Source organism: Streptomyces kronopolitis, assembly GCF_050953795.1.
Lineage (GTDB): Bacteria > Actinomycetota > Actinomycetes > Streptomycetales > Streptomycetaceae > Streptomyces > Streptomyces kronopolitis_A.
The window spans coordinates 7,752,211-7,778,772 of the sequence record NZ_CP191850.1 but is presented as its reverse complement, the minus strand read 5'-3'; the positions used below and the strand labels follow the sequence as shown (position 1 = coordinate 7,778,772).

Sequence of the window (26,562 nt, the reverse complement as noted above, 5' to 3'; positions counted from 1 at the left end):
CGGACGCGTTGGACACCGTCGTCGGCCGGGCCCACGAGGCCTGGCGCGGCTGGCGGGCCGACCCCGCCGCCCGCGCCACGGTGGCCTGCCGGATGGAGTGCGGGACGGTGTGGATCAACCACCATGCCGAACTGTCCCTCGCCCAGCCCTTCGCGGGCATCAAGCAGAGCGGTGTCGGCGTCGCGGGCGGGCTGTGGGGGCTCTACGGAAACTTCCGACCGTTCGTCGTACACCGGCCGCGGGAGGCGTGAAGATGAGATTCGGTGCGGCGGTACTGCGCGCGTACGACAGCCGGTTCACCGTCGAAGAGGTGGCCTTGAACGCGGGGCCGGCCGACGGCGAGATCCTGGTCGAGATCGCGGGCTGCGGGATGTGCCGGACCGATCTCGCGGTCCGGCGTTCGGCGGGCCGCTCGCCGCTGCCTGCGGTGCTCGGCCATGAGGGCGCCGGGGTCGTGGTGGAGAGGGGCGGCCCGGACACCGGCCTGAGCGTCGGCGACCATGTCGTGCTGAGTTTCGACTCCTGCGGACACTGCCGCAGCTGCCGGGGCGCGGCCCCCGCCTACTGTGACTCCTTCGCCGCGCTCAACCTCTTCGGGGGACGCAAGGAGAACGCGGCCCGGTTCACCGACGCGGCCGGGGACGCGCTGGCCCCCCGGTGGTTCGGCCAGTCCTCGTTCGCCGAGTACGCGATGGTCCCGGCCCGCAACGCCGTCCGGGTCGACCCCTCGCTCCCCGTCGAACTGCTCGGACCGCTCGGCTGCGGCTTCCTCACCGGCGCGGGAGCGGTCTTCCACTCCTTCGGCATCGGTCCCGGAGACACCCTCGCGGTCTTCGGCGCGGGAGCGGTGGGCCTGGCCGCGGTGCTGGCCGCCGACGCCGCCGGGGCGGTGACCGTGGCCGTCGACCGGCGCCCGGCGCGCCTGGCCCTCGCCGAGCGGTTCCACGCGACGCCACTGGACGCCGCGTCGGCCGACCTGCCCGGCCGCATTCGACAACTGACCGACGGCGGCGCGCAGTTCGCGCTGGACACCACCGGCTCCGCCCGGCTGATCAACGATGCGCTCCGGGCACTGCGCCCGACCGGCCACCTCGGCCTGGTGGCACGGCTCCCCACCACGCTGCCGCTCGAACCGGGGGCACTGGACCGGGGCCGGAAGGTCTCCCACCTCTGTGAGGGGGATGCGGTGCCGGGACTGCTGATTCCGCGCCTGACCGGGCTCTGGCGGGCCGGGCGGTTCCCGTTCGATCAGCTGATCCGTACGTATCCGCTCGCCGAGATCAACGAGGCCGAACGCGACTGCGACGCGGGCCGCGTGGTCAAGCCCGTCCTGGTTCCGGAACGGACGGGCCGATGACCGAGGCACGGAGCAAGCAAGCGCATTCCCCGCTGTTCGGGACCGGACTCGCGCCAAGGGAGGACACATGGTCGGCACGGTGCATCGACACACCGGTGCGGAAGACGTGGAAGAGGGGGTCGGCCTGACCGCCCTCCTGGTCGCCGCGGCACGGGCGATCGAGACCCACCGCCACGACAGCCTGGCACGGGACGTCTACGCAGAGCACTTCGTGCGCGCCGCGTCGGCATGCGCGGGCTGGCCGGTCCGCATGCAACAGGTACCGGACGGGGACGCGAATCCGCTGTGGGGGCGCTTCGCGCGGTACTTCGGTCTGCGCACCAGGGTCCTCGACGACTTCCTTCTCCGGTCGACGCAGACGCATGCCCGCCAAGTAATCCTGCTCGGGGCGGGGTTGGACACCCGGGCCTTCCGACTCGACTGGCCTCCCGGCTGTGTGGTCTTCGAGATCGACAGGGAGGGCGTGCTGGCGTTCAAGCGCAAGGTGCTCGACGGGCTGTCGGCCACCCCGGCGGCAGCGCGCGTCCCGATCCCGATCGATCTGCGCGACGACTGGGTCGGAGCGCTGGCCGACGCCGGCTTCGACCCGGCCGCACCGAGCGTCTGGCTGGCCGAGGGGTTGCTGTTCTATCTGACCAACGCCGCAGAGACGTACCTCATCGACACGGTGGACCGGTTGAGCACCGGGGGAAGCGCGCTGGCCTTCGAGGTCAAGCTCGACAAGGACTTGCTGGAGTACCGCGACAGCCCGCTCTACACCTCGACGAAACACCAGATCGGCATCGACCTGCTCAACCTCTTCGCCCGGGAGCCACGGCCCGACTCCGCAGGTGCCCTGTCGGGCAAGGGCTGGTCCACCTCCGTCCACACCCCCTTCGACTTCACCCACCGGCACGGACGCGGCCCCATGCCCGAGCCCAACGACGCGCTGGCAGGCAACCGCTGGGTGTTCGCGAACAAGCCCCGGCCGTGAGTGACACTCCGCCTCGCAGCGGACCTCGGCCTCTCGCCTTTCGACGCCGAGCCGACACGTTCGCGCTCGCGGTTGCGGATCGTGGTCTTGGGGCCTGAGGAACATCCGTGTCAGATCGTGGGCTGAGCCGTCTCCGGCCTGATTGGGCTTTTGACCTGGGGTGATTGGGCGTCGGAGCCTTCGTGGGTCGTGGTTGTCGAGCTTCGGAGAGCCGTTGTGGCAGTCGAGTTCCGGACGGATGAGCCGACGGCCCGGTACGGGACGTTTCACAGGGCGCCTTCGCGGGCGGAGCTGGAGCGGTACACCTTCTTGGACGACGCGGACCGGGAGGCGGTGCCGGCAAAGAGCCGTTCGCACAATCGGCTCGGGTACGCGGTCCAGCTGGCGAGCGTGCGCTACTTGGGCCGGTTCATGCCGGACACGCGGCAGGTGCCGGCGATGGTCACCGCGTACGTGGCCGAGGAGCTGGAGATCGCGGGCCCGTCACGCCTGACGCTGTACGGCGAGCGGGGCTCGGAGCTGGACCGGCTGCGGCGCGGCCCTGTGCGCGTGGCCGGGCCGCAGATGAAGCGGGAGCTCCAGCGCGCGGAGGAGATCGTCAGCGCCCAACGCGCTGGAATGGCAGGACTTCCTGGCCCACTTCGAGCTGCGGGAGGTTGCCCTCGGCGTCTGCGCACGTGACTTCGGCGCTCCCTGCGTCCACGAACACGCCTGCATCCGCTACCCCGCCCTGCGGCCCGTTCCCGAGCAGATGCCCCGATTGGAGGAGATCCACGCGAACCTGCTCGACCAACTCCCGGAGGCCAAGGACGAGGGATGGCTCGGCGAGGTCGCCGCGATCGAGGCCAGTCTCGCCGCCGCGGAACAGAAGCTTGCCGCCATGCGCGACCTCGCGGCCCGGCACACCACCGTTCACCTCGGCATGCCTGACTTCCGCACCACTGTGGGCCGATTCACCACAAGCCCCGGCAGCGACTGATAGGCACCGGCCCCGGGCCGCCTCGCGCCTGGCCGCCCACGAGAGGGGCTCAGCCGCCAGGCGGCAGGACCTCGATGACCGTGGCCGTGCCGACGACAGGTCGGCCCTCGTGCATGGTGATCACGTCGCCTGGCTCCAGATTCCTCCACTGCTCGGGGCTCTGGGGAGCCAGCCGAACATCGGCGGTCTCCCCAGGACCGAGTTCCTGAGCGAACTCCACCCATACCAAGGCGATGTTCAGATCTCGTTCTCCATCGGAAGTGCGGTTACCGATGTCCCACAGCGGTCGGAGCTGACCGTTCCCTGAGAAGGGACCCTGGCGCCCGCCCTCGTCTGTTCCCAGCAGGGTCAGCGTCGCGCGGACGATGCCGTGCTGAACTTCCCAGTTCCGCCACTGGCACCAGCGGCGGCTGCGGTCGACCATCATCTGTCGAGCAGCCTCAGCGAGGATCTCCCAGAGGGATGTGGACACGGGGTGGACATCCGCGATCTCGATGAGAAGGTCGAGCGCCATATCCCATTCCTGGCGCGCGATGTCCTCGCGAACATCCTCGAGCGTCACGCCGTTCTCAGCCACGGCGTCCTCGGGCAGCAGGTCGACAGCCCGCCGGAGAAGTGTGAACGCATCATCCATGTGCTGGATTGTCGTCTGGCCCCAGCCCCCTTGTCACAAGCAACCAGTCGGGACCCACCAGCGCGACACACCCGGACACCCCGAGGCGCCAAGATTTCTGACCACTACTTTCAGCAACTCGACTGCTATCTGTCCCGTCGGGCCATCAGCTGGGCTGGTTCGGATAAGACCAGATCGGCGCCATCGGGCTCGTCCTCATCGCCCTGGTCCTCTTCAACACGCGGTACATGGACGCCACCTTCACCCAGCCTCGCGCCGACGGCTTCGATGTCCGGAACGAGGATGGGAACTGCCGGGCGGTCTGCGCCCCTGCGCGCCCCGGACTCGGCCGAAGAGGTGTGACCCGGGCTGCTGCTCGTCCGGCACTGGGGTGCGGGCGGCCGCCACACCGGGTGGGTGGGGCGGCCGCGGGTGGATCGGCTCGTGGTTCGAGTCAGTCAGCTGAGCGGCGGATCACCCCGGCGTCACTGCACCCTCTGGCACTCCGAACCACTCCTCCAGCGCCTCCGCCAGCCCGTCCGTCGACGTCGGCACCTTCGCCCCCGCGTCCGCTGCCCAGGCCGTGAAGCCGTCCGGACGGACGAGGACCGCTGCCAGTTCCGGGCGGGACGGGCAGCCGGCCCTCAGGGTGTCGACGCGGCCGGTATATCCCGCAGCCAGGGCCCGGAGCTCCGGGTCGTCGGTGAGGTCGAGCAGGAGCGCCCGGCCGCCGTGGAGGTGGTCGGCGAGGCGGCCGCCGTCGGTGAGTTCGAGGTCCGGGGTGCTGCGGCCGGTCAGCGGGTGCTCGCCCGGCAGCTCGTACCGCACCCCGCCGCCGTTGAGCCGCGCGGTGAGGTACGTGGTGCCCGCGACCGTCCCCGCCAGGTCGCTGACGATCTCGCGCAGGGCCCGGGACTGCGGGTCCGGGCGCATGGCCGCGACCTGGGACCGGGTCCAGTCCAGGACCCACGCACCGACCGGGTGCCGCTCGGAGGTGTACGTGTCCAGCAGCCGTTCCGGCGCCCGGCCGCCGATCACCGCGGCGAGCTTCCAGCCGAGGTTCATCGCGTCACCGATGCCCAGGCTCAGCCCCTGGCTGCCGAACGCGGAGTGCACGTGTGCCGCGTCGCCCGCCAGCAGCACCCGGCCCTTGCGGTACTCGGTGACCTGACGGGCGTGGTCGGTGAAGCGGGTCGCGGTCTGCACTTCGGTGATCGTGACGTCCACGCCGGATACGCGGCGCAGCCGCGCCTGGAGGTCCTCGGTGGTGACCGGCGCGTCCCGGTCGGCCGGCGGGCCGTCGAACTCCACGGTGACGACGCGGCCCGGCATCGGCCCGTGGGCGTACACCCCGGTGTCCGTGGCGGTCCAACCGACCTTCAGGTCCTCGGCGCCGGTCATCTCCACGACCGCCTGGTGACAGGTGATCTCCGGGTCCGTACCGGGAAATTCGAACCCCGCGAGCTTGCGGACCGCGCTGCGGCCGCCGTCGCAGCCCACGAGCCAGCCGGCACGTATGGCCCCGTGGCCGGTCCGCACGGTGACGGACTCGCCGTCCGCGTCGAAGCCGGTCAGTTCCACTCCCCGACGCACGTCGGCGCCGAGTTCCTCCGCCCGCCCGCCGAGCAGCCGCTCGATGTCCTGCTGCGCCACGAAAGCGATCTCGGCGGCGGGCCCGGCGTCGCCGAGGCCCGGCTCCGAACGGTCGACCAGGTCGGCGCGCAGCAGGATTCCGGCGAAGTGCCCGACGATCCCGAGCCCTTGGCCCGCGGCCCCGCCTCCGTCCCCGCCGTTCCGCTCGCGCATGAATGCTTGGAAGCGGTTCATCGCTTCCCGCTGCACCTCGGCCAGCGCGGGCAGCATGCCCCGGCGGTAGAGCGCCTCGGCGCTGGGTGTGGTGATCGCCCCGCCCTTGATCGTCGGGTTCACTTCGGTGAGGCGTTCCAGGACGGCCACCCGCGCGCCTCCGAGCCGGAGCTCGCAGGCCAGCATCAGTCCGACCGGGCCGCCTCCGGCCACCACTACGTCATAGTCCATGGCGCCGACTATGACCGAGGACCGAACAGGCCAAGAAGGCGAAGCGGTGTCAAGGGACCGGACCCGCGAGGAGAACGACCAAGGAGCCCTCCCGGTCCTGCCTGCAGCGGCGGGCCTTGCTCCGGGCGCCCTTGGCCTTCACAGGGCAGCGGCGTTCGGCGAAGTTCAAGGTCCTCGATGTGTCACCGCGAGGATCTCCTCCGCGCGGGCGGCGGTCTCATACAGCAGCGGTCTCATACCGCATCCGCGACGGCGTCTTCCCGCAGGTGGCCTCGCGGCGGGCGATGAGCCGGTCCACGGCCATCTTCGAGCGGGCCGGGGTCCCGGAGTCCGGCACCGGCAGCCGCTTCGCGCAGGCCGGGACCAGTAGGCCGTCGTAGCCGTACTCCGCGCACCAGCCCAGCCAGGACAGCACCGCGCCGCGGCGGGCGTTCCAGGTGTTGACCGCCGCGGTGCCCGACAGCAGTTCCAGCGCCTCACCGATCTCGTCGTCCGCGACCGAGCCCAGCGGGAGGGTCTCCCCGATCCGCTCCGCGGTCTTGTCGACCTCGACTCCGTAGCTGCGGATAGTGTTCCCGGTCGGCAGCAACAGGACCGCAGGCACCGTCTCCCCTTGCCACAGATAACAGAGCTCCTTCACGCGGCGTGCGGAAGGTGTCCCCGCGGGTCGCGCTCGGTGATGCCGCAGATGGTAGGACGCTATCCGTGGGAAGACTTCAGACGGGTCAGGCTGCCGATGCTCCGTCAGCCGCCCAGCAGGCCGACCCCGGCTTAGCGCACGATCTGACATGGATGTTCCTCAATCCCCGTCCTGCGCCGGTGCAGCGACCGCCGGGGCGTGCTCTCGTCATCGACGCTGAGGCCGAGCCGACGCGTTGGCGGTGCGCCCGGCGGCCCCCGAGGCGTGGCGTCACGCCTTCTCGTGTTCTCTGTGCAACGCCAATCGGGTGAGCGCCACGCGACTGGTGACCCCGAGCTTCCTGAACACCTTCCGCAGGTGACTGTCGACCGTGTGCGTCGAGACCGACAGGGCAGCAGCGACCGCGTCATTGGTCATTCCCTCTGTCACCAGATCAGCCACCCGACGCTCCGCACGGGTCAACGCGCCCCATCCCGCGGCGTCGCCGGCGCGTGGCGCCACCTGACGCACACCGACGCCGCGCAGAAGACCTCGCACCCGCTCCACAGCGCGTAACGCCCCCAGGCCGTCGTACATGCTCAAGGCCTCCTGCCCGAACACGGACGCCGCGTTCCTCCGGCCGGCAGCGTGCTCTGCCGTGGCGGCATCCTCCAGCGCAGACGCGGCGGCAAGCTTTCGGGGGCTGGTCCGGTACGCCTGCACCGCGGCCCGCAACGCACCCACATCACCGTCCAGCAGACCTCGGGCATGGGCGGCAGCTCCCACGAGAGAGGGCACGCGGGGGTTCGCCTCCGCCAGCCGCGCCAAGGCGGCACACGCCCGATCCGCCTCCCGGACAGCTCCTGACCTGATCAGTATGCGCACCATCTGCGGTCCTGCTGACGGGTCATCGGTGAGCAGCAGAAGCCGGCTCGGCAGCGCTCCCGCCACCTGGACAGCCATTCGTGCGGCCTGCTCGTGGTCACCGCACGCGTCATATACGAGCGCCAGGTCCCACCACACCTGCTCTTCCACCGCGTTGAGCCCCTGCGCCATCAGCCGGCGCGCTCGACGCATATGTCCCCGCGCCTCCGCCGGATTTCCCCGGTGCACCGCCACCTGGGACAGCACTCCGAGCATGCAGACATTGCGCCCATGGGCGGTGAGGCGAGACGCCCTTTCAAGGCCGAGCCGCGCCTCGGATTCCGCGCGGTCCAACCGCCCTTCGGCCAGTCGCAGCTTGGCACGGAAACAGTGCCACGACGGAAGCGACCACCGAGCACCGGCGGACTCCGCGCCTTGCTGGCCACGTTCGAGGTCGGACTCGGCCTCCGTGAACCGATCCACCGCCGCAGCCGCCATGGCTGCCCACAACCGAGGGTGGCGGTGACGTTCCACCCCCCAGCTCTCGCCCTCGAACCGCACCGCCCGCCACGCCGCTGAGACAGAGTCGTCGAGCCTCCCCTCAGCTCGGGCCACCACACTCTGCGCGAGGACGGCGAACACCATGGCGGCACGATCACCACACGCGCTCGCCAAGCTCGCGGCCGCGTCCGCGGCACGCCGAGCCGCACCGACATCGGACGCGTACAACAGGCCATGCGCTTCGACGGCCAGCAAGGAAGCCCTCACGTCATCCGGCACGCCCTCCGCGGCAAGCGCCCCCCGTACGCGGGTGATGACGGCATCCGTACGACCGGTGTGCAGGAGCGCCTCCGCGAAACCCGCCTCGATCGACGCCCTTGCCGCGGTGTCCAACTCGAGGCGTAAGGCGGCACTTCCCAACAGGCGGGCCTCAGGAAGCCTTCCCGCACACGACAGCAGACGCACCGCCTCCGCGAGGAGCTGCGGGCGGGCACTGTGCCCCGCTCCCACAAGTCCCAGAGTCCGGATCACCACACTCGCCGCCGTATCAGGCGACCGCACAGCGATTTCCTTCGCAGCGTCGCGCAACACCGCCAGCACCTGCCTGTCCACCGACACCCCTTTCCCACTCGTGTGCACTCTCTACCGAAAGCAGTATCCGCTACGGAAACACCCTGACAGAGGCCTCTCTTCGGCCTGACCGACGCGGACGGCGATGCGCGCCTTATAACCCGGCACCCGGTCCGTACACCAGAGTCGAAGTGCCCTTGTGAGTGACCGGAAATCACGTGACCTCGTGATGTGCCCTTACGAGTCACGTCTCCATACTGAGGGGCATCAACATCACATTCATCGCCGGGAGAGGCCGCGATGAACTCGGCGAGAAGGGTCAATGGATTCACCATGGAGCATCCCTCCTCGGTCATGAACGGAGCAGCGTCCACAGCGCTTGTCGTCGCTGCCTTGCGGGCAATTGAAACCGCAAACAGCGCCCCGCTGTTCACGGATCAGTTCGCGGCTCGGCTTGTGCAAGCAGCGCATATGCCGAAGCCGCTACCCACCCATCCGGATCAGGTGAGAGAGGAGAACAGGGTTCTCTTCCAGCTGGCTGTCGACAGTGCGGCATTGCGCACGCGGTACCTCGACGACTACCTGACGGGAAGCCCAGCACCTCAAGTGGTCATCCTGGCCGCGGGGCTGGACACACGGTCATTCCGACTTGACTGGCCACCCGGCTGCAAGGTGTTCGAGCTCGACCGCGCGCCTGTCATGGAGTTCAAGCAAAAGGCTCTCGACGAGATCGGCGCCCGGGCATCTTGCGACCGACGGCCCGTGGCGGTCGATCTGCGGGATGACTGGGAGGCAGCACTTCTGGAAGCCGGGTTCGATCCTTTTCGGCCCACGGCATGGCTGATCGAAGGCCTGCTGCCGTACCTGCCGGCGTCCGCTGAAGAGAAGCTCTTCGACGCCGTACACAGGCTCTCCGCCGCCGGCAGTTCGATCGGCGTGTGGGCACTGGCTCAGGACACCCAGAGCGCGGGCGCTCCCGATCGGCGTCTGAGCGCCATGTATGCCGACTTCGGAATCGATATCACGGATATGGCAAACACCGAGCCGCGCCGGAACATCATCGAGCATCTGCCGTCGCTCGCATGGAAGGTGGAAGAGAACACCATGGACGATCTTTCGAAGCGCTATCAACGGCCACTGCCGTCCTCTCGACGACGCCTCACCTTTTTCACTGCCCAGAACTCCTTCTAGGACCCTTGCGATGACGACAACAGATCACCTGCCGAGCAGCGGGGTACGGAACGTCGGTCAGCTGCTGCTTGCTGCCGCGCAGCGGTCGACCGACGCTGACCTGTACTACTTCGACGCCGGCAACGGCAACGGCAACGGCAACGGCACAGGATTCCGTCGCAGCAGCTACCCCGAACTTCTCGATCAGTCCCTTCGCATTCTGAAGGGGTTACAGGATCTCGGCTTGCGGCCAGGAGACAAAGTCCTCCTGCGGATGGACGACGCCTCGTCACTCCTCCCCAGCTTCTGGGCATGTCAGCTCGGAGGCTTCGTACCGTGTCCGCTGCCGCCGCCGGTGGGAAGCATCGAACAGGCTGCGGCGCAGCACCACCACGTTCACCAACTACTGGATGAGCCACTCCTGGTAACCAGCGAGCAGTTGGCTGCCGAAATACCCAGCGCACCCGGCCTGTCCATGGCCACGGTGGAGAGCCTGTCGGAATGCTCCCCCTCCCACGAATTCCACGATGCGGCACCTGAAGACCTCGCCGTGCTGATGCTGACCTCGGGATCGACAGGTCAAGCCAAAGCCGTGATGCTCAGCCATGCGAACCTCCTGGCGTCGGCGGCGGCTCAGATTCAGGCCCGCAGGCTCACGTCCGCGGACGTCGTCATGAACTGGATAGGGTTCGACCACGTCTCGGCACTCCTGGAGTTCCATCTCATCCCGGTCTGCCTCGGGGCTTCCCAACTGCACGTCCCGTCATCGGTCATCCTGGATGACCCGATCGAGTTCCTGCGCCTGATCTCGCGGCACCGGGTCACGACGACCTTCTCTCCGAACTTCCTGCTGGGGCTGGTCAACTCCGCCGCTCAGCAGATTTCTCCGGATGACAAGCTGGACCTCGCCCACCTCAGACATGTCGTCAGCGGCGGCGAAGCCGTCCCCTGTGCGACAGGCTCGGCGTTCCTGGAGAATTTCACCCCGTTCGGACTGCGATCGGGCGCTTTGTGGCCGGCGTTCGGCATGACGGAGACCTGCGCCGGGATCATCTACTCCAGCGAGTTCCCCCACGTGGACTCGGGTCAGGAATTCGCCGGTGTGGGAACCCCGGTGGCCTCGCTGGACATGCGAGTGGCCGACCCCCAGGGGAACCCGGTGCCCGACGGCCACACCGGAGAGGTGCAACTCCGTGGCCCGATGATTACATCGGGCTACTACCGGAACGAGGAAGCCACCCGCTCGGCGCACACCTCCGACGGATGGTTCCGAACCGGCGACCTCGGCCGCCTTGTCAACGGCCGGGTGCGGTTGGTGGGCCGTAGCAAGGACACCATCCTGGTGAACGGAATCAGCTACTTCAGCCACGAGATCGAGACCGCAGTCGAAAAGCTCGACGAGGTGGCCTCCTCTTACGTGGCGGCCTTCCCCATCCGGCCGGCGGGAAGCGACACCGAACAGCTGGTCATCGCCTTCCATCCACAGGTTCCGGCCGACGACGATCCCGCTCTGTGCCGAGCCCTGACCGCGGTCCGCGACACCGTCGTCAGGCACTGGGGATTCCGTCCCGCCCTCGTCCTTCCGCTCGCCCGCGAGGAGTTCGCCAAGAACAGCTTGGGAAAGATCTCACGGTCGAAGCTGAGCGCCCGCCTGGCATCAGGGGACTTCGACGAGGAAGTCCATGGGACTGCCGAGCTGATACGCCGGAGCATGGGAGACCACTCCCCTCCGCGAACGAAGAACGAGCATTCCCTCGCCGAGATTTACGGCGACATTTTCGGTATCTCGCCTGCGTCGGTCAGTGCGACAGCCAACTTCTTCGATCTCGGCGGAACGTCACTGGACCTGCTGCGGCTGCGGGGACACGTGAGCCGTCGCCTCGGCGTCCCCCGTCTCCAGACCATCGATCTCCTCACGGCGCCCACACCGCGCACGCTCGCTGCCCGTCTCGAGGAGAACTCCTCGGCCAAGGTGAAGACCGACGACGACTACGACCCGCTCGTCCCGATGCAGCACACCGGGACGAAGACACCGCTCTTCTGTGTCCATCCGGGCGCGGGTGAAGTGCTGGTCCTTCTCGACCTGGCCAGACATTTCGCCGGCGACAGGCCCTTCTATGCCATCCGCGCGCGTGGCTTCACCGAAGGCGAGACCCCCTTCAGCAGCCATCACGAGATGATTGCCACCTATACCCGCGCGATCCAGGAGAAGCAGCCACACGGCCCCTATGCACTGGCCGGATACTCCTCCGGCGGGATTGTTGCCTTCGCCATCGCCAGAGAACTCCAGGCCCGGGGCGAGCAGGTCGCCTTCCTGGGCTGCATCGACTTCCCCCCGGCCCTCCAACCGCTGCTGACCGGTCTCGACTTCTCCGTGACCGTGTCCGTGCTTTCCCACTTCCTCGGGTTCCTCAGCAAGGAGCAGTCGAGAGAGCTTCCCGGGAAACTCAGGGGGCTGCCTCTGCGACAGCAGGTACAGGTGGTCCTGGATCTGGCGCCGGGCAAGCGGGTGGCCGATCTGGATATGGACCTGGAGAAGTTCACGGTCTGGATGACGCTGGCTGACAGCCTGAAGAAGATCAGGGCCGAGTACGAACCGGAAGGTGCCGTGCCGGCCATCACCGTCTTCCACGGCGCCGCACCTCCTCCGCTGCCCGTGTTCAACGGTCTCCCCGACTCCCAGGCCGAGCAGGAGTGGCTCGACTACCTGCGCTACTGGGACAAGTACTCGACCGGTCCTGCCCGCTACGTCCAGGTACCCGGAGAGCACCACACACTCACCGCGCCACCTCATGTAGCCACGTTCCAGGCCGTCTTCCGCCAGGAGATCGACCGGAACATGGGTGACGGCGACGAACCCCATCACGAGGCGCCGCCCGGCACGTGAGCAAGGACCGCAACCGCCACCCCCACGACGCGGACCACCCCCTGCCCGACAACGTGAACCGGGCTGTCGAACGTTTCGATTTCGCTCATCCCTCGCTTGCTGTCGCGCCCGTCTCGGTATCTCCCGAGCCGGGCGCGCGGCCCGGAGTCGAGGCCGCTGCACTCGCGCGACAGGTCATCCGGTCCGGGCAAGGTCGTCGAGGAACTGGCCGATCAGGTGCAGGCCGGTGCGCAGGGTCCGGGTGTCGTCCGCGAACCCGATGCGCACGGTGCGTTCGATGCCGAACGCGGCGCCGGGGGTGACCAGGACTCCGGTCTCCTTCAGCAGGCGGGTGCAGAACTCGTAGGAATCCATGGGGGCGTGGTAGCGCAGGAGCGCGGTGGTGCCCGACGCCGGCCTCGCACAGCTGATGTCCTCGCGGCTGGTGAGCCACTCGTCCAGGACGGCCAGGTTGGTGCGGGTGATCCGGTGGGAGCGGGCCAGGATCGCGTCCTTGTTCTCCAGCGCGACACCGGCCAGCAGATCATCGATGCGTCCGACACTGATGGTGGTGTAGTCCCGGTGTGTGGCGACGTCCTTCAACAACGCGGTCGGGCCGACGATCCAGCCCAGACGCAGACCGGCCAGCGAGTACGGCTTGGACATGCTGCCGGTGGAGACGCCTCGCTCGTACAGGTCGGCCATCGAGGTCGTGAAGCCGTCACCGGCCTGGTCCAGGCCCCGGTAGACCTCGTCACACAGCACCCATGCTCCGACCCGGTCGGCGATCTTGGCGATGCGCGCCAGACCGGCCTCGTCGATGAGCGCGCCGGTGGGGTTGTTGGGGTTGTTCACGGCGATGAGCCTGGTGTCCGAGGTGACGAGGCGGTCGAGTGCGTCGAGATCGGGCAGCCACCCGTCTTCCTCGCTCAGTGGCAGAGGGTCGACGCGGGCGTGGTAGCTGTCCGGGATGGAGTAGTGCTGTTGGTAGGTGGGGACCACGGAAACGACATGGTCGCCCGGATCGACGAGGGTGGCGTGCACGAGTGCGTTGGCACCGATCGCCCCGTGGGTGATCAGGACGTTGTCCAGGGACTGGGTCCGGTACAGACCGGCGATCAGAGCGCGCAGGCGCGGGCTGCCGGGGATCGGCCCGTAGGTGAGCGGGGTGGCCTCCATCTCGGACAGCACCTCCTCGCGTCGGCCGGACAGCTCCAGCAGCTCGCCGGTGGTGAGTGACCGGACGCAGGTCTCGGCCAGGTTGTACCGGCAGGTCTCCTCGTGGTCGTTCATCCACTGCTCGACGGCGAATTCGCGGATCTTCACGTCAGTTGTCCCTTCGTCGCACCGTCGTCGTTCCGGTGGGGCGGCCATGCGGTGGCCCGCGGCGGTCCGGTGGGCGGCACGGTGGTGGCCGTGCGGTGGTCAGCGGCCTGGGCAATATATTGCCCATCCAGAAACCTTGGCAACGCTTTTGCGCACTATAATTCTCGCCATGAGCAGTGAGGTCGCCGCCAGCAACGCCACTCAGCAGTTCGTCACCCGCATCGGAGAACGCATCCGCACGCTGCGCAAGCAGCGCGGCTGGACCGTGCAGCAGCTCTCCGAGGCCGGCAAGGTCAGCCGACGGATGCTCACCGACATCGAGCTGGGCCAGGCCAATCCCAGCCTCGCCACCGTCGACCGTGTCGCACGCGCCCTGGACACCGACTTCGCCGCCCTTGCCCTGCCCGAGAGCGACCCGGCGGGCACGGATGCCGAGGGGACACTCGTGTGGCAGACCCCGGACGGCAGCGAGGCGCTCCTCCTGGGCGCCACCCAGAGCCCGCGGGCCGAACTGTGGCGCTGGACCCTGGCACCCGGTGGGCACTACGACGCCGAGCCCGACCGGCCGGGCGCCCGGGAAATCCACCACGTCCTGGCCGGACGTCTGACCCTGGCACTTCAGGCCGGCACCCGTGTGCTGGAACCCGGGCAGAGCGCCGTCCTCCCCAGCGATCAGGAGTACGCCTACCGCAACGAGGGCGCCGGCCCGGTCGTCTTCATGCGGGTCGTCACCGGCGCCTGACCCCCTGGCCGGCGTCGATCGACATCCACCCGGCACGCCGACGCCCCGCAACCGCCCGCCTGGCAGGGTCGGCGCTTCCACCCGTAGGTGGGATCGGTTGGTGCAAGTGGGTGCCATCCGGGCGCCGGGCATCCAGCTCTGCAGGTGTGATGAGGGTGCGGTCCTCCGACCGCCTCGGTGGACGGCGCCCCTCGCAGGTGTTGCCGGCCGGCAGGAACTTGCCGAAGGAGTCACGGTGGCCACGCCTTCCCCTCATGATCCGGACCGGGCACACGACGCCGACGGCGCTCACCACGGCCGTGGCGCCCACCGGCGTCCGGACGGTGACGGTGACAGCGCGGGGCGCCCGTCCCGTACCGGCGGGGGTCCTGACGGCGGCGATGCCCGGCGTCCGTCCCGGCAAGATGCCATGAGGGGTGGCATGGCCGGGGGCACCGTGAAACGCACCTTGCGGGAGTTCAAGGAGGACAACCTCACGGACTGGGCGGCTGCCCTGACCTACTACGGAGTCCTCGCGATCTTCCCGGCCCTGCTGGCTCTGGTGTCCATTCTGGGTCTGCTGGGCCCGTCCACCATCGACACACTGATCAAGAACCTCTCCAGCGTCGCACCCGGATCCGTGCGCACCCTCCTCACCACCGTGCTGGAACAACTGAAAAGCGGTCAGGGAAAGGCCCTGGTCGCTTTGATCATCGGTGTGGTGCTGGCGCTGTGGTCGGCGTCCGGCTACGTCGCCGCCTTCATGCGGGCGTCCAATGCCGTCTACGACATCGGGGAGGGCCGGCCGATGTGGAAGACGCTGCGAGTCCGATTCGGCATCACCGTGGCCGTGGTGGTCCTCCTGGCCCTCACCGCGGTCGGCGTCGTGTTCACCGGCCCCCTGGCCCAGAAGACAGGAACGGCCTTGGGGCTGGGCGACACGGCGGTGACCGTGTGGAACATCGCGAAGTGGCCGGTCATGCTCGTTCTGGTCGCGCTGACCGTGATGGTGCTCTACTGGGCGGCCCCGAACGTCAAGAGCCGCATCCGGCACATGCTGCCCGGCGGCATCCTCGCCGTGGTCATCTGGCTGATCGCCTCGGTGCTGTTCGCCCTGTACTCCGCCAACTTCAGCAGCTACAACAAGACCTACGGCGCCTTCGCCACCCCCATCGTCGCGCTGATCTGGCTGTGGCTCACCAACATCGCGATCCTGCTCGGGCTGGAGTTCAACGCCGAACGTGAACGCGGACGTGCCATCGAACACGGCCTCCCCCCGGACGACGAGCACTATGCCGAGCCCCGCGACACCCGCAAGCTCTGACGACCCCGTACGCACCGGGCCCGTCGTCGAGGTGCTCCTCGACGACACACAGCGCAGCCACGGTCCACACCCGGTAGCGATGGATGGATGTCCCTGCGCACGACCGTGTCCCCGGGATCGAACCGCCGCATGGGCTCCCCCACTTCGACCGTGCACCTCTCGACAGGCTTGCCGGGCCGAGGGTCTGATCGAGGAGCGCGAGGCCGGCGAGGAGCAGCTCGTCGCGGAATGACTCATCCACCCCGGCTCCGGACCCGTCACGAAGTCCGGTCGCGCCCGGGTGGCCGGTCCGAGGCAGCTCGGAGTCGTCCTCAGCGGCCGACGAGCCCGGCGGCCCGGCTCGCGCGGCGGCCACTACCTCCGGCAGCACCCACCCACCGGCCTCCACCGCACTGCGCACCTCGGCTTCCCGGTCCGCGATGCCATGGGCGGGCCGTGGGAGTGGGCTTGTCGGCGAAGTGCGGGTCGCGGGCGTACCCACGTCGCCTCGTGAGGGAGAGTCACGGCGTGCCCACGTTGACCCTCACTCCACCAGTCACTCGTCGGCCGCATTGTTACTCGTCTTATGCGAGGTGAGGGATGAGCCGCCTGTCACGGATGCGCGCGTGGTTGAAGAGTCTCGCCGGTCAGGTGTTCGTGCTGCAGGCGATCATGGTGTCGCTGCTGCTCGGCGTGGCGGTCTTCGAGACCGTTGTGCAGTCGAAGCGTGACAGCACGGATGAAGCACAGGCCCGGGCACGGTCCGTCGCCGAGACGTTCGCCACCGCCACGGGGGTCGTGAAGGCGATGGATGACCCTGACCCCTCGGCAGAGCTGCAACCCAGGGCGGAAAAGGCACGCAAGGTTGCCGACGTCGACTTCATCGTCGTCACCACACCGAAGGGCGTGCGCCTCACCCATCCCCGGCCGAGTCTCATCGGGAAGCAGTTCATCGGCGCCATCGGCCCTGCCCAGCGCGGTGAGGTCGTGGTGGAGACGCTGGACGACAAGGCCGGGCGTTTCGTCCAGGCCGTCGCACCGATCGTGGGCGGTGACGGTCGTGTGGTGGGTCTGGCCTCGGCGGGACTGCGCATCGGCGAGGTGCCCAGCGCCGTGACCCGCCAACTGCCCTTGCTGGTGAGCACCGGCGTGATTGCCGTGCTCGTTGCCGTGGGGGGCACAGTTCTGGTGACCAGGCGGCTGCGTCGTCAGACCCGGGGGCTGGACCCCGCTGAGCTGGCGCGGATGTACGAACACCACGATGCGGTCCTGCATGCCGTCAAAGAAGGAGTGGTGATCCTCGACGGCGAGGAACGGCTCGTACTCGCCAACGACGAGGCACGTCGGCTGTTGAGCCTCCCCAAGGATGCTGAAAGAGCACGGGTACGGGACCTCCGCCTCGAACCCCGCCTCGTCCAGCTTCTGACCTCCGACGATCCGGCGGAGGACAAGGTCATTCCGGTGGGAGACCGTCTCCTCGCGGTGAACCACAGGTCCACCCAGCAGAACGGCGGGCCCGCGGGCAGCGTCGCCACGCTCCGGGACACCACCGAACTGCGCATCCTCGGCGACCAGGCCGAAGCCACACGCCGGCGTCTGAAGCTCCTCTACGACGCCGGAAATCACGTGGGCAGGTCCTTGGACGTCACGCAGACCGCGCAGGAGCTGGCCGACTTCGCGGGCGCCCACTTCGCGGACTTCGTCACCATCGACCTGGCCGACGGGGTACTGAGCGGAGGGGAGCCGACGCCCGCTTCGAAGATGTGCCGAACCGCGGTGAGCGGCATCAGGGACGACCACCCCCTCTACCCGCTCCACACCCTCCTGCGCTACGAAGCCGCCACACCGCACGCCTCCGGCTTCCGCAGCGGCAGCGCCGTGCTCGTGCCCTCGCTGAGCGAATCCACCGGCTGGCGTCATCAAAACCCCGACCTCACCGCGGATGTCCTGGCCTACGGGATTCACTCGCTGATCACCGCTCCCCTGCTCGCACGCGGCGAGACCCTCGGAATGGCCACCTTCCTCAGGTCGGACAAACCCGAGCCCTTCGACGGCGAAGACCTCTCGTTCGCCGAGGAACTCACCGCCCGAGCAGCCATCAGCCTGGACAACGCACGCCGCTTCACCCGCGAGCACACCCTCGCCGTGACCCTCCAGCGCAGCCTGCTGCCGCACACCCTGCCTCAGCAGAACGCACTCGAGGTAGCCCACCGCTACCTCCCGGCACAGGCCGACGCCGGCGGCGACTGGTTCGACATCATCCCCCTCCCCGGTGCCCGCGTGGCCCTGGTGGTCGGCGACGTCGTCGGCCACGGCCTGCAGGCCGCCGCCACCATGGGACGACTACGCACCGCCGTCCACAACTTCTCCGCCCTCGACCTGCCCCCCGACGAACTCCTCACGCACCTGGACGAACTCGTCACCAGGACGGAGTCCGACCGCAACCACCAGCCGGAGAACACCACGTTGGCCGGCGCCACCTGCCTCTATGCCATCTACGACCCGGTCGCACGCAACTGCTCCGTCGCGCTGGCAGGCCACCCTGCCCCCCTCTTCATCAGCCCCGACCGCACCGTGCAGAGCCCGGACCTGCCCGTGGGCCCACCACTGGGCCTCGGCTTGGGCGGCCTCCCGTTCGAAGTCACCGAGGTGCACGTACCCGAGGGAAGCGACATTGTCCTGTTCACCGACGGGCTCATCGAAGACCGCACCCAGGGCATCGAAAAGGGGCTGACCGCCCTGCACCGCGTCCTGGCGCAGTCCCCCGGTGGCCCCGAAGAGATCTGCGACGCGATCCTGACCACCGTGGTGCCCGACACCCCCCGCGACGACGTCGCACTCATGGTGGCCCGCACTCGCGCCCTGAGCACGGAGAACGTAGCCGAATGGGATCTCGTACCCGAGCCCGAAGCCGTGGCCGGCCTGCGCGCGGCAACGAGCCGCAAGCTGGCGGAGTGGCACCTCGGCGACGAAGCCTTCACCACCGAGTTGATCATCAGCGAACTGGTCACCAACGCCATCCGCTACTCCGCCGGAACCATCCACGTCCGACTCATCCGCGACATCAGCCTGATCTGCGAGGTCTACGACAACAGCAGCACCTCGCCGCATTTGCGCAGAGCCGCCACCACCGACGAGGGAGGACGGGGCCTCTACCTCATCTCCCAGTTCGCCGAGCACTGGGGCGTCCGCTACACCGCCGCGGGAAAGGTCCTGTGGACCGAACAGAAAATCTCCGAATGACGCCCCTGCGGACACCCCGACCGACGGGTCAACCGACGGCACGGGGCGCTCCCTCTACCGCCGGCGCCGAGGCCCCACCGCCGGCGCCCCGCCACCTCACCGCCGGCCTCCACAGTGCGGCCCCGGTCCGGCAGGCCGGGATCGGGGCCGCACTGTGTTCGCGGTGGGCTTGCGCCGCCCCTCCACGACGGAGCCGGGCTCGGGCAACGGGGTGCCGGCGTCGACTGCCGTGCGGTTGCGGCCCGACGAGACCGCGGCGCGACGGGCGTGGGTGGAGTGGAGCCCTACTTGATGCGCTTGAACCAGGTGACGGGGCTGGTGCTGTCGTGGGCCTGGACGTAGACCCTGGCCGGAACGGCCACCATCCTCTGCTCGGTGTCGTTGTTCTGCCGGTAGACGATGTAGCCGGTGTAATAGGCGCCGTTACCCCGAGGCTCCATCGAGCCCATCTTGCCGTCGGGCACGGTGATTTCGGTGTCGGTTTCCAGGGTGCTCTGCAGCCTCTTGGTGGAGGTGGATGAGTAGCTGTAGGCGAAGTTCAGCTCTCCCCCGACCTCGCTCTTCCCGTCGCCGACCTTGGGCGTGAATTTTCCGCCGACCGACCAGCCCTCGGTCTCGCTCTTCTCGTCAGTCACCGAGCTGGAGACCTTGTAGATCAGCTTTCCGCCGCCGGCCAGGGCATCTCCGGCCGGCCCCATGACCGGGTACTTTTCGGTGGCCTTTCCAACGAAGGCACACGGTGGCTTCTGACCCACCCGCGCGGGGTCGGCGTTCTGCCGATTGCAGAGCTGTTCAAGATTCTCACCGGTCCATTCATCCTTGTACCCGTCTTTGCCGGTGAAGACGGGAGCCGCGGAGTTCGCCGACTCCGTGAGGCCCGGGATGGGGCCGTACAGCCTCTTGGCGCTTTCGCGGGCCGGCTCCTTGGTGCCGGGGTCCTCCGCGAACTTCTTGGCCGCATCCTGAGCGTCCTTGATGGCCTGATCAGGGTCGTAGTTGACGTTCCCTCCCTTCACATCCGAGAGGTTGACCTGCTTGTCGGCGAGTCCGGTCGGCAGGCCCATCACACTCTCGGAGTCCGAGACCGGGGTCCACTTGGCCAAGTCCGCCACGATCTTGTCGTCGGTCTCATAGGTGCCGGTGGCCACCGGCGGGTTCTCGTCCGCGAAAGCCGGTGCCTGCGAACCGAGCACGGACGCCCCGGAGAGGAACGCGATGGCGGCAGCGACTGTCGCCCTTTTGTTTCTGCGCTGACGCCGAACGGCAGCTGAGGAAGGTATGGACATACCGGCATTTCCTTTCATGGGGCACCGACCGGCCCGCCATGCGTGTACGCATGGCGAAAGCACAACGGAGAAGGCGAGGAAAAGGCAGTACTGCATCACGTCGGGAGCTCTTGTGCGGTCCGAGCCCCGAGCAGGTGAATTCCGGTGCCGTCGGTGGTTTTCAGGGCCTGTTTGGCCACTGTCAATCACAGAGACGGAAGCCCTTCGGAATCGGTTGCCCAGAACCGATCGGTAGCTTATGGGACTGTCGGGAATGGCTCGAACAACGACGCGGCGGGCGCCATTCTCCTACGGACGGTCACGTCGCGGTCGCGGAGAGAACGCGGAATTCTTCGGCGCGCACCCACAATGTCCGGACGAGGCACGCCGTCGAAGTGCGCAGGGGCAAGCTGTCGTTGGGCGAACGCGGATGCGTCGAGCCGGCCTGTGCCTCCGTCACCCGAGCCGACTGCTGCACCGTGCCCGCCTCGGCCGCCTGATGCGTACAAGGTGAGCAACCCGTGCCTGAATGCTTCACACGCCAAACGGTCGCAACCGGCGGGTGGCTGTGACCGTCTGGAGAGAAAAGCCTGCCGTAAGAACGGAGTAGCAATGCCCGACTCCCCCACGCCGCAGACGGAACCCTCTTCTGGCGAGAATCACCCGTCGTCTCCTGCCGCGCCCGGCTCCGACGCCGGCTCGGCCGCGCCGGCCTCGCACGGGCCGCCCGCTCCCCTCCCCCGGTCTCGCAAGGGGTGGGCCACTGGCCCTCTTGTCCTCGCCGGCCTCGGCTTCGCGATCCTCGCGTTCCTGGGTGTCGTGGGTTCGGCCGGCCCTGCCCGACTCCTCTTTTGGGTGGCGACCGTCCTTGAGATCACCGCTCTGGCCCTGGGAGTCCTCGGTGCTCGACGTGTGAAGCAGGGCTACGGCAATACGCGGGGCAGGTACTTGACGGGTGCCGTCCTTGGCGGTCTGGCCACCGTGTGGTGCATCAATGGCGCCGTGGCCGCGACCGACCCCTTTCAGCAAGTCTCCTGCCAAGACAAGCAGTCGCACACGAAGTCCCAGGACGACCCGTCGCATACGACGTCGTCTTCCGGGGCCAAGGCCGGTTCCCCGACATCCTCGACCGTGAGCTTCCGTACCACCTGGTGCTTCAAGAACGGGGTGCAGGCGACAGTCTCGACACCCAAGCCGTATACACCACGGGCGATGAACGACGGCAGTGATACGCAGGAACATCGGGCGGTGGCTGTGCAGGTCACGATCCGCAATGTCTCTACCAACATCGTCGATCTTGGGGAGTTCTTGAGCCTCGGCGCCAAGGACGCTGACGGGCGGATGGCCGGCCCCATTTTCCAAGGTGGAGATCACTCCCGCGGCGTGGGGAAAACGCTGCTGCTGCCGGGGATGGAGAAGGAGATGACGCAGGGCTTCTCGCTCCCATCGAGCGCGGCGAAGAGCATGTCGGTGGAGGCGAGCCTGAGCCTGGCGGCGGACAGAAAGAGTATGTGGACCGGTCCGAGTGAGAGCGCATGGTGGAGCGGCCGTGTGCGATGAAAGTGACCGGCGCCGTGCAATTCCCCGTCCATATCAGCACGTTCAGTGCGCGATACCCCCCGGCCCTCTTTCCAAGCTAGAGCCTCGGAAAGTGTCGACGTGACGGAGAGGCCGCCCGCTCCTCCTTGGTGATCTTCCCGAGGAGGAGCGGCAGGTCTACTTCAGGGGCAGAGCCCAACCTTGCATAGCACAGCGTTCAGCCGCCGCCAGATCACCATCTGAAGCGGGCCCCGGGAAAACCTCTCAGCGCGCTTACTGGGGTTGGAAGGAGCGAATCTGGTAGCTGCCCTGCAGGTTGCCGCCTGCCCTGGCGGGGGTGGAGCCGACGCGTGCGTGGTAGTTCGTCTGCGTGTAGTACTGGACGCGGTGTCCGGTTGCGTTCCATACGGAGCGCACGTTCTGTCCCCGCTGGATGAAGGAGCAGTCGTCGGCGGTGTTCGCCTTCTTGGCCTGCGACCACTGGCAGCGGGTTCCCCGGCCGTTCCAGTCGCTGTAGATGCAGAAGTATCCGGGGGTGCAGTTGAAAGCCGCCACGCTGCCGGACGATACGGGGGCCGCGTCCGCGGTGGGGATGACGCCGAGAGCGGCGATCAGGGCAGCTGCGGCTGTGACGAACGAGTGGATGCGACGCATGGAGAAGCTCCTTTTCCTCGTTGGTGGGAACGCAGACGCTGGCCCGACCGGCCGAGCAGGGCCGTTTGCGGGCAAGAAAGTCACGGTCTGCCAGGGGGCTGAGGGCGGTCTGCGGAACGCCACCAGTATGGGCCGCCGCCAGGAGCATCCTCAGGTCGATTCCTGCCGAACCCTTACCGGCTGGAGCATGGCAGCGTGTGCGCCGGGCGCAAACCCCATGCGCTGGTGCGCTGTTGTGCGTGTCCCGGTCGCGTCGAGGGTGGGGCCGCGGTGGGCGTCGCCCTACCCGCCCTGCTAGAATGCCGGCAATTACGTGAGCCTTCTCGGTGCGGATTCCGATCCGCCGGGGAGGCTTTTTTCATGCCCCCACTGCGGCGCTGACGGCCCCGCACCGGGGAGCTCCGCGCGAGCTGAACGCGCGTCGCGCTCGTCCATCGGAATCCCGTTCCCCGCCTCCACGAGGAGATCCATGTCATGCATGTCGTGAGTTCACACAACAACAACACCGCTTCAGCTGCGGGTACTTGGCGTCTCGGTGATCTGACCGTCAACCGTGTCGGATTCGGCGCGATGCGATTGACGGGTACCGCGCCCTTCGCCCAAGGTGTGCCGCGCGACCGTGAGGGGGCGATCGGCGTGCTGCGGCGGGCAGTCGAACTCGGTGTGAATCACATCGACACCGCTGCCTTCTATTTCTCGGCGACGCGGTCCGCCAACGAGCTGATCAATCAGGCTCTGGCGCCGTACCCGGAGGATCTGGTCATCAGCACCAAGGTCTGGCCGGGCCGTGACCCTTCGGGGGCATGGTGGTGGGCCGATCCGGCGCAGTTGCGTGGTCAGGTGGAGGAGAACTTGCGGCAACTCGGCCTCGATCACCTGGGTGTGGTCAATTTGCGCGTTCCGCCGAGCCGGCGGGCCGAGTCGATCGGTGAGCATTTCGGCGCGTTGGCCGAACTGCGGGAGGCCGGTCTGATCCGGCACCTGGGCGTCTCCCATGTGACGTCCGCGCAGCTGGCGGAGGCGCGCGCCATCGCCCCGGTCGTGTGCGTGCAAAACCCTTACGGAATCGGTGCGTTGGGTGAAGAACGGGCGCTGCTGCGGATCTGTGGCGAGCTCGGTCTCGCGTTCGTCCCCTTCTTCGCGATCGCCGGGGCCGGGCGCATGGCGGGTCCGGCCGGCGATGGCAGTGAGGCGGAGTGTGCCGTTGCCCGGGCGCATGGGGTGTCCGTCGCGCAGGTCCGGCTGGCCTAGACGTTGCAGCAGGGGCCGCATGTGCTGGCGATCCCGGGGACCGGTGACCCGGACCACCTTGAGCAGAACGTGGCGGCGGGCGCGGTGCGGCTCTCCGAGGAGGAGAGGGACCGTCTCGGCGCGTTGCCGCCGCCCGCCTCGTTCAGGGCGCCGTGAAGAGGGCCGGGAAGCGGGGGGCGAGCCAGGGCTTGGGGCCCCAGGTGAGGATGTGGCCGCGGGCCATGGCGTTCCACTGGTTGCGGCGGCCGAGTGCCATCAGGAGGAAGGTGACCGGCTCGGTGGCGATGGTGCAGTCCGGGCGGGCCGGCGGCTGTGCGTCCACGGATACCTCGGAGTCGGTCACCATCACCCCGAATCGGGTACCACCCCACAGTCGGATCGCGTAACGCGCGGTCAGGCCGGTGGTGCGGGCGGTGTCGGTCACCCGGGGCATGGCCGTGAGCATGAAGGGCAGGGTCAGCTCGACGCGGGCGCGGTTGATCATGTGGGGACGGCCGAGTGCGCGGGCGAGGTCGTAGCCGTGTCCGAGCATGTGCGTGAGGAGATACGACCCCAGGACGGCCGGGCTCATGGTTCCCAGTGGGGTGAGAACGGTCTCGTCCGTGCCGCTTTCCCGCACCGCCTTCAGGTAGGCCTCGGCCTGTGCCACGATCATCGCGGCCAGGGGCTCGGCGCCGCGCTCCTCGAACTCGGCGAGCGCGCGCTCATTGGCCGCGGCGAGGCTCTGCGGCGTGCCGTCGCCGTAGCGGCGGGCGTGCCCCGCGGCGACATCGGCCATCAGCTCGTTGGCCTGTGCCAGATGCGCTGCCGCCTCCCCGATGTTCCATTCCGAGCCGGGTATCGGGCGCGCCATGTCGGTGTCCGGGCGCAGGAGCGCGGCGATCTCTTCAGCGGTGTCGCGGATGGCCGCGCCGAGGCCCTCGGGCAGAGTGTCGCGTATGTCCTGATCGGCCGCTGCTGCCACGACGTTCTCCTCCGGTGCACTGTGCCGCTGTCCGCCCTCCCGTGCCCGTGCGGGCCGGGCGGGCAACCGGGCGGCGGACGTGAGACGGGTTACCCGGGGTACAGAAGAACAGGCGGTGGAGGCTGAGACAAGACCCTGAGCAGGGTCCGGTGCAGGTCACCGGGTGGCCGCCGGCCCCGGTCGGGGCCGGCGGCCACCCGCCGCGCAGGGGTGTCGTGGTGATGTCAGAGCGCCGGGCGCCGTTCCCGGACCGGGCTCATGGACTCCAACAGGGTGCCGAGACGGAGAAGGGTGTCCTCGGCGTTCCACTTCGTCACCAGTTGGACGCCGATCGGCAGTCCCTCGGGGCTTGCGCCGAAGGGCACGGAGAGCGCCGGCAGTCCGGTCAGGTTGAACGGCACGGTGGCACGCATGACGTTCCAGGCGGGGACGGTCACCCCGTCGACGACGTACTCGCTCCGACCGTGCGGGGGCGCGGGCATGGTCACCACGGGGCAGAGCAGTGCGTCGTGGTGCGCGAAGTACGCCGCGAATGCCGACTTCAGGTCTTCGACGGTGCGCTGCGCCGTGACGTAGTCGCCGAGGGGGACGTCCGGGAGCTTCAGCGTGTGCGCCAGCACCGCGTGCAGTTCGTCCTCGCGGCCCGCCGCGTGCTCCTTGAAGTACAGGAGGATCTCCGGCAGGAAGAGCGTCGCGCTCAGCGCCGTGTAATCGCGGGCCTCCAGTTCCGGCAGGCGCACTTCGGTCACCCGGCAGCCGGTCTCGCCCAGGGCCTGCGCAGCGGCCGCCACGGTCGCCGCCACCGCGGGATCCACGGGTCCGAAACCGGACTGCGCAAGCCATCCGATCCGCAGACGGTCCGCCGGGATCGCGTCTCCCCCGGTGCCGGCCGGGGTGGCGGGGGCGGTGCCCGGGGCGTGCACGGCGTAGCCGTCCTGACCATCGGGGTCGGCGAGTACCGAGTAGGCGGTGGCGATGTCGCGGACGGTGCGCGCCATCGGGCCCACGTGCCAGTAACGGCGCAGGACGTCCGGCCAGTGGCCGGTGAAGGGGATACGGCCGTGGGTCGCCTTGAGTGCGACGATGCCGGTGTAGTGGGCCGGCCCGCGCATGGAGATCGCGACGTCGCTGCCGAGGCCGATCGGCGACAGTCCGGCGGCGATGGCTGCCGCTTCCCCACCGCTCGACCCGCCGGGGGTCCGATCCGGGTCCCACGGGTTGAGGGAGCGGCCGGAGACGAGGTTGTCGCTCTCCGTCCAGTACGAGAACTCCGGCAGGTTGGTCTTGCCGATCGGGATCGCGCCGGCCGCCTTGAAGCGGGCCACCGTGGTCGCGTCCCGGTCCGGGACGTGGTCGGCGAAGAGGTGCGAGCCGCGCATGGTCCGGACACCGGCCGAATCGAGCGAGTCCTTGATGGTGAACGGGACGCCGTGCAGCGGCCCGAGCGGCTCACCGCTCACGACGGCTTCCTGCGCGGACTTCGCGGCGTCGAGGGCCTGCTCGGCGGTCACCGTCACCACGGCGTTGAGGCCCGGATTGAGCCTGTCGATCCGGTCGAGGTGCGCTTGGACGACCTCCAGCGGGGACACATCGCGCGTCCGGATGCGGGCCGCCAGATCAGTGGCGTCCAGGAAGCAGAGGTCGGTCGGGGTCATCGATTTCCGCCGTCCGAAACCATGGAATCCGAACTCCGTTGCGTTGTTGGGCAGGGAATGCGCCCTGCGGGAGGCGCGTGAACACGCTATCC

At 68.5% G+C, this 26,562-nt stretch carries 19 protein-coding genes and 2 pseudogenes; 12 read left to right on the top strand and 9 right to left on the bottom strand.

Annotation, left to right across the window (positions count from 1 at the left end; translation table 11 throughout):
* Positions 1-80: 80 nt before the first annotated feature.
* The 5 genes and pseudogenes from ACQP17_RS33860 to ACQP17_RS33840 all read left to right on the top strand — a co-directional run.
* Positions 81-251 (top strand): annotated as a pseudogene (locus tag ACQP17_RS33860) (aldehyde dehydrogenase family protein); the annotation flags it as partial.
* A 2-nt stretch (positions 252-253) separates the two neighbouring features.
* Positions 254-1,357 (top strand): NAD(P)-dependent alcohol dehydrogenase, encoded by a 1,104-nt coding sequence (locus tag ACQP17_RS33855; RefSeq protein WP_433859742.1) that lies wholly within the window; start codon positions 254-256, stop codon positions 1,355-1,357.
* A gap of 67 nt (positions 1,358-1,424) precedes the next feature.
* Entirely contained in the window at positions 1,425-2,330 is a 906-nt protein-coding gene (locus ACQP17_RS33850; protein ID WP_433859741.1) for a class I SAM-dependent methyltransferase, read from the top strand.
* 216 nt (positions 2,331-2,546) lie between these two features.
* Positions 2,547-3,011 carry a DUF4158 domain-containing protein gene (locus tag ACQP17_RS33845; RefSeq protein WP_433859740.1) on the top strand — a complete coding sequence of 155 codons (465 nt, stop codon included), beginning with the start codon at positions 2,547-2,549 and terminating at the stop codon, positions 3,009-3,011.
* 70 nt (positions 3,012-3,081) lie between these two features.
* Positions 3,082-3,309, top strand: coding sequence for a hypothetical protein (locus ACQP17_RS33840; RefSeq protein ID WP_433859739.1), 228 nt, complete (start codon positions 3,082-3,084; stop codon positions 3,307-3,309).
* 49 nt (positions 3,310-3,358) lie between these two features.
* On the opposite strand, the gene ACQP17_RS33835 is transcribed toward ACQP17_RS33840, so the two are convergent.
* The 4 genes from ACQP17_RS33835 to ACQP17_RS33820 form a co-directional block, all read right to left on the bottom strand.
* Entirely contained in the window at positions 3,359-3,943 is a 585-nt protein-coding gene (locus tag ACQP17_RS33835) for a hypothetical protein (RefSeq protein ID WP_433859738.1), read from the bottom strand.
* A 453-nt stretch (positions 3,944-4,396) separates the two neighbouring features.
* Positions 4,397-5,959, bottom strand: a complete 1,563-nt coding sequence (locus ACQP17_RS33830; protein ID WP_433859737.1) for an FAD-dependent monooxygenase — start codon at positions 5,957-5,959, stop codon at positions 4,397-4,399.
* 217 nt (positions 5,960-6,176) lie between these two features.
* Positions 6,177-6,563 (bottom strand): hypothetical protein, encoded by a 387-nt coding sequence (locus ACQP17_RS33825; RefSeq protein ID WP_433859736.1) that lies wholly within the window; start codon positions 6,561-6,563, stop codon positions 6,177-6,179.
* A gap of 306 nt (positions 6,564-6,869) precedes the next feature.
* The gene (locus ACQP17_RS33820) at positions 6,870-8,555 is read right to left on the bottom strand and encodes a LuxR C-terminal-related transcriptional regulator (RefSeq protein ID WP_433859735.1); all 1,686 of its coding nucleotides are present in this window, start codon (positions 8,553-8,555) and stop codon (positions 6,870-6,872) included.
* Positions 8,556-8,846: 291 nt separating this feature from the next.
* Here ACQP17_RS33820 and ACQP17_RS33815 point away from each other — a divergent pair, with 291 nt between their 5' ends.
* A complete protein-coding gene (locus tag ACQP17_RS33815) occupies positions 8,847-9,704 on the top strand; it encodes an SAM-dependent methyltransferase (protein ID WP_433859734.1) in 858 nt (285 codons plus the stop codon).
* Between the two features lie 10 nt (positions 9,705-9,714).
* Positions 9,715-12,570 carry an AMP-binding protein gene (locus ACQP17_RS33810; RefSeq protein ID WP_433859733.1) on the top strand — a complete coding sequence of 952 codons (2,856 nt, stop codon included), beginning with the start codon at positions 9,715-9,717 and terminating at the stop codon, positions 12,568-12,570.
* Positions 12,571-12,744: 174 nt separating this feature from the next.
* Here ACQP17_RS33810 and ACQP17_RS33805 read toward each other — a convergent pair whose 3' ends face one another.
* A complete protein-coding gene (locus ACQP17_RS33805; protein ID WP_433859732.1) occupies positions 12,745-13,875 on the bottom strand; it encodes an aminotransferase in 1,131 nt (376 codons plus the stop codon).
* Between the two features lie 169 nt (positions 13,876-14,044).
* On the opposite strand from ACQP17_RS33805, the gene ACQP17_RS33800 reads away from it, so the two are divergent.
* The 3 genes from ACQP17_RS33800 (at position 14,045) to ACQP17_RS33790 (ending at position 19,142) form a co-directional block, all read left to right on the top strand.
* Entirely contained in the window at positions 14,045-14,617 is a 573-nt protein-coding gene (locus ACQP17_RS33800; RefSeq protein WP_433859731.1) for a helix-turn-helix domain-containing protein, read from the top strand.
* A gap of 436 nt (positions 14,618-15,053) precedes the next feature.
* A complete protein-coding gene (locus ACQP17_RS33795; protein WP_433859730.1) occupies positions 15,054-15,920 on the top strand; it encodes a YihY/virulence factor BrkB family protein in 867 nt (288 codons plus the stop codon).
* Positions 15,921-16,499: 579 nt separating this feature from the next.
* On the top strand, positions 16,500-19,142 hold the full coding sequence (locus ACQP17_RS33790; RefSeq protein WP_433859729.1) for a SpoIIE family protein phosphatase: 2,643 nt from the start codon (positions 16,500-16,502) through the stop codon (positions 19,140-19,142).
* 284 nt (positions 19,143-19,426) lie between these two features.
* Here ACQP17_RS33790 and ACQP17_RS33785 read toward each other — a convergent pair whose 3' ends face one another.
* The gene (locus ACQP17_RS33785; protein WP_433859728.1) at positions 19,427-20,428 is read right to left on the bottom strand and encodes a hypothetical protein; all 1,002 of its coding nucleotides are present in this window, start codon (positions 20,426-20,428) and stop codon (positions 19,427-19,429) included.
* Between the two features lie 591 nt (positions 20,429-21,019).
* Here ACQP17_RS33785 and ACQP17_RS33780 point away from each other — a divergent pair.
* Positions 21,020-21,967, top strand: a complete 948-nt coding sequence (locus tag ACQP17_RS33780; RefSeq protein WP_433859727.1) for a hypothetical protein — start codon at positions 21,020-21,022, stop codon at positions 21,965-21,967.
* 252 nt (positions 21,968-22,219) lie between these two features.
* Here ACQP17_RS33780 and ACQP17_RS33775 read toward each other — a convergent pair whose 3' ends face one another.
* Entirely contained in the window at positions 22,220-22,600 is a 381-nt protein-coding gene (locus ACQP17_RS33775) for a peptidase inhibitor family I36 protein (protein WP_433859726.1), read from the bottom strand.
* A gap of 474 nt (positions 22,601-23,074) precedes the next feature.
* On the opposite strand from ACQP17_RS33775, the pseudogene ACQP17_RS33770 reads away from it, so the two are divergent.
* Positions 23,075-24,007: pseudogene (locus ACQP17_RS33770) on the top strand (aldo/keto reductase).
* On the opposite strand, the gene ACQP17_RS33765 reads toward ACQP17_RS33770, so the two are convergent.
* Together ACQP17_RS33765 and ACQP17_RS33760 are read right to left on the bottom strand one after the other, a co-directional pair.
* Positions 23,994-24,815, bottom strand: coding sequence for a maleylpyruvate isomerase family mycothiol-dependent enzyme (locus ACQP17_RS33765; RefSeq protein ID WP_433859725.1), 822 nt, complete (start codon positions 24,813-24,815; stop codon positions 23,994-23,996). The pseudogene ACQP17_RS33770 and the gene ACQP17_RS33765 overlap by 14 nt on opposite strands.
* Before the next feature lie 224 nt (positions 24,816-25,039).
* Positions 25,040-26,470 carry an amidase gene (locus ACQP17_RS33760; protein WP_433859724.1) on the bottom strand — a complete coding sequence of 477 codons (1,431 nt, stop codon included), beginning with the start codon at positions 26,468-26,470 and terminating at the stop codon, positions 25,040-25,042.
* Positions 26,471-26,562 lie beyond the last annotated feature (92 nt).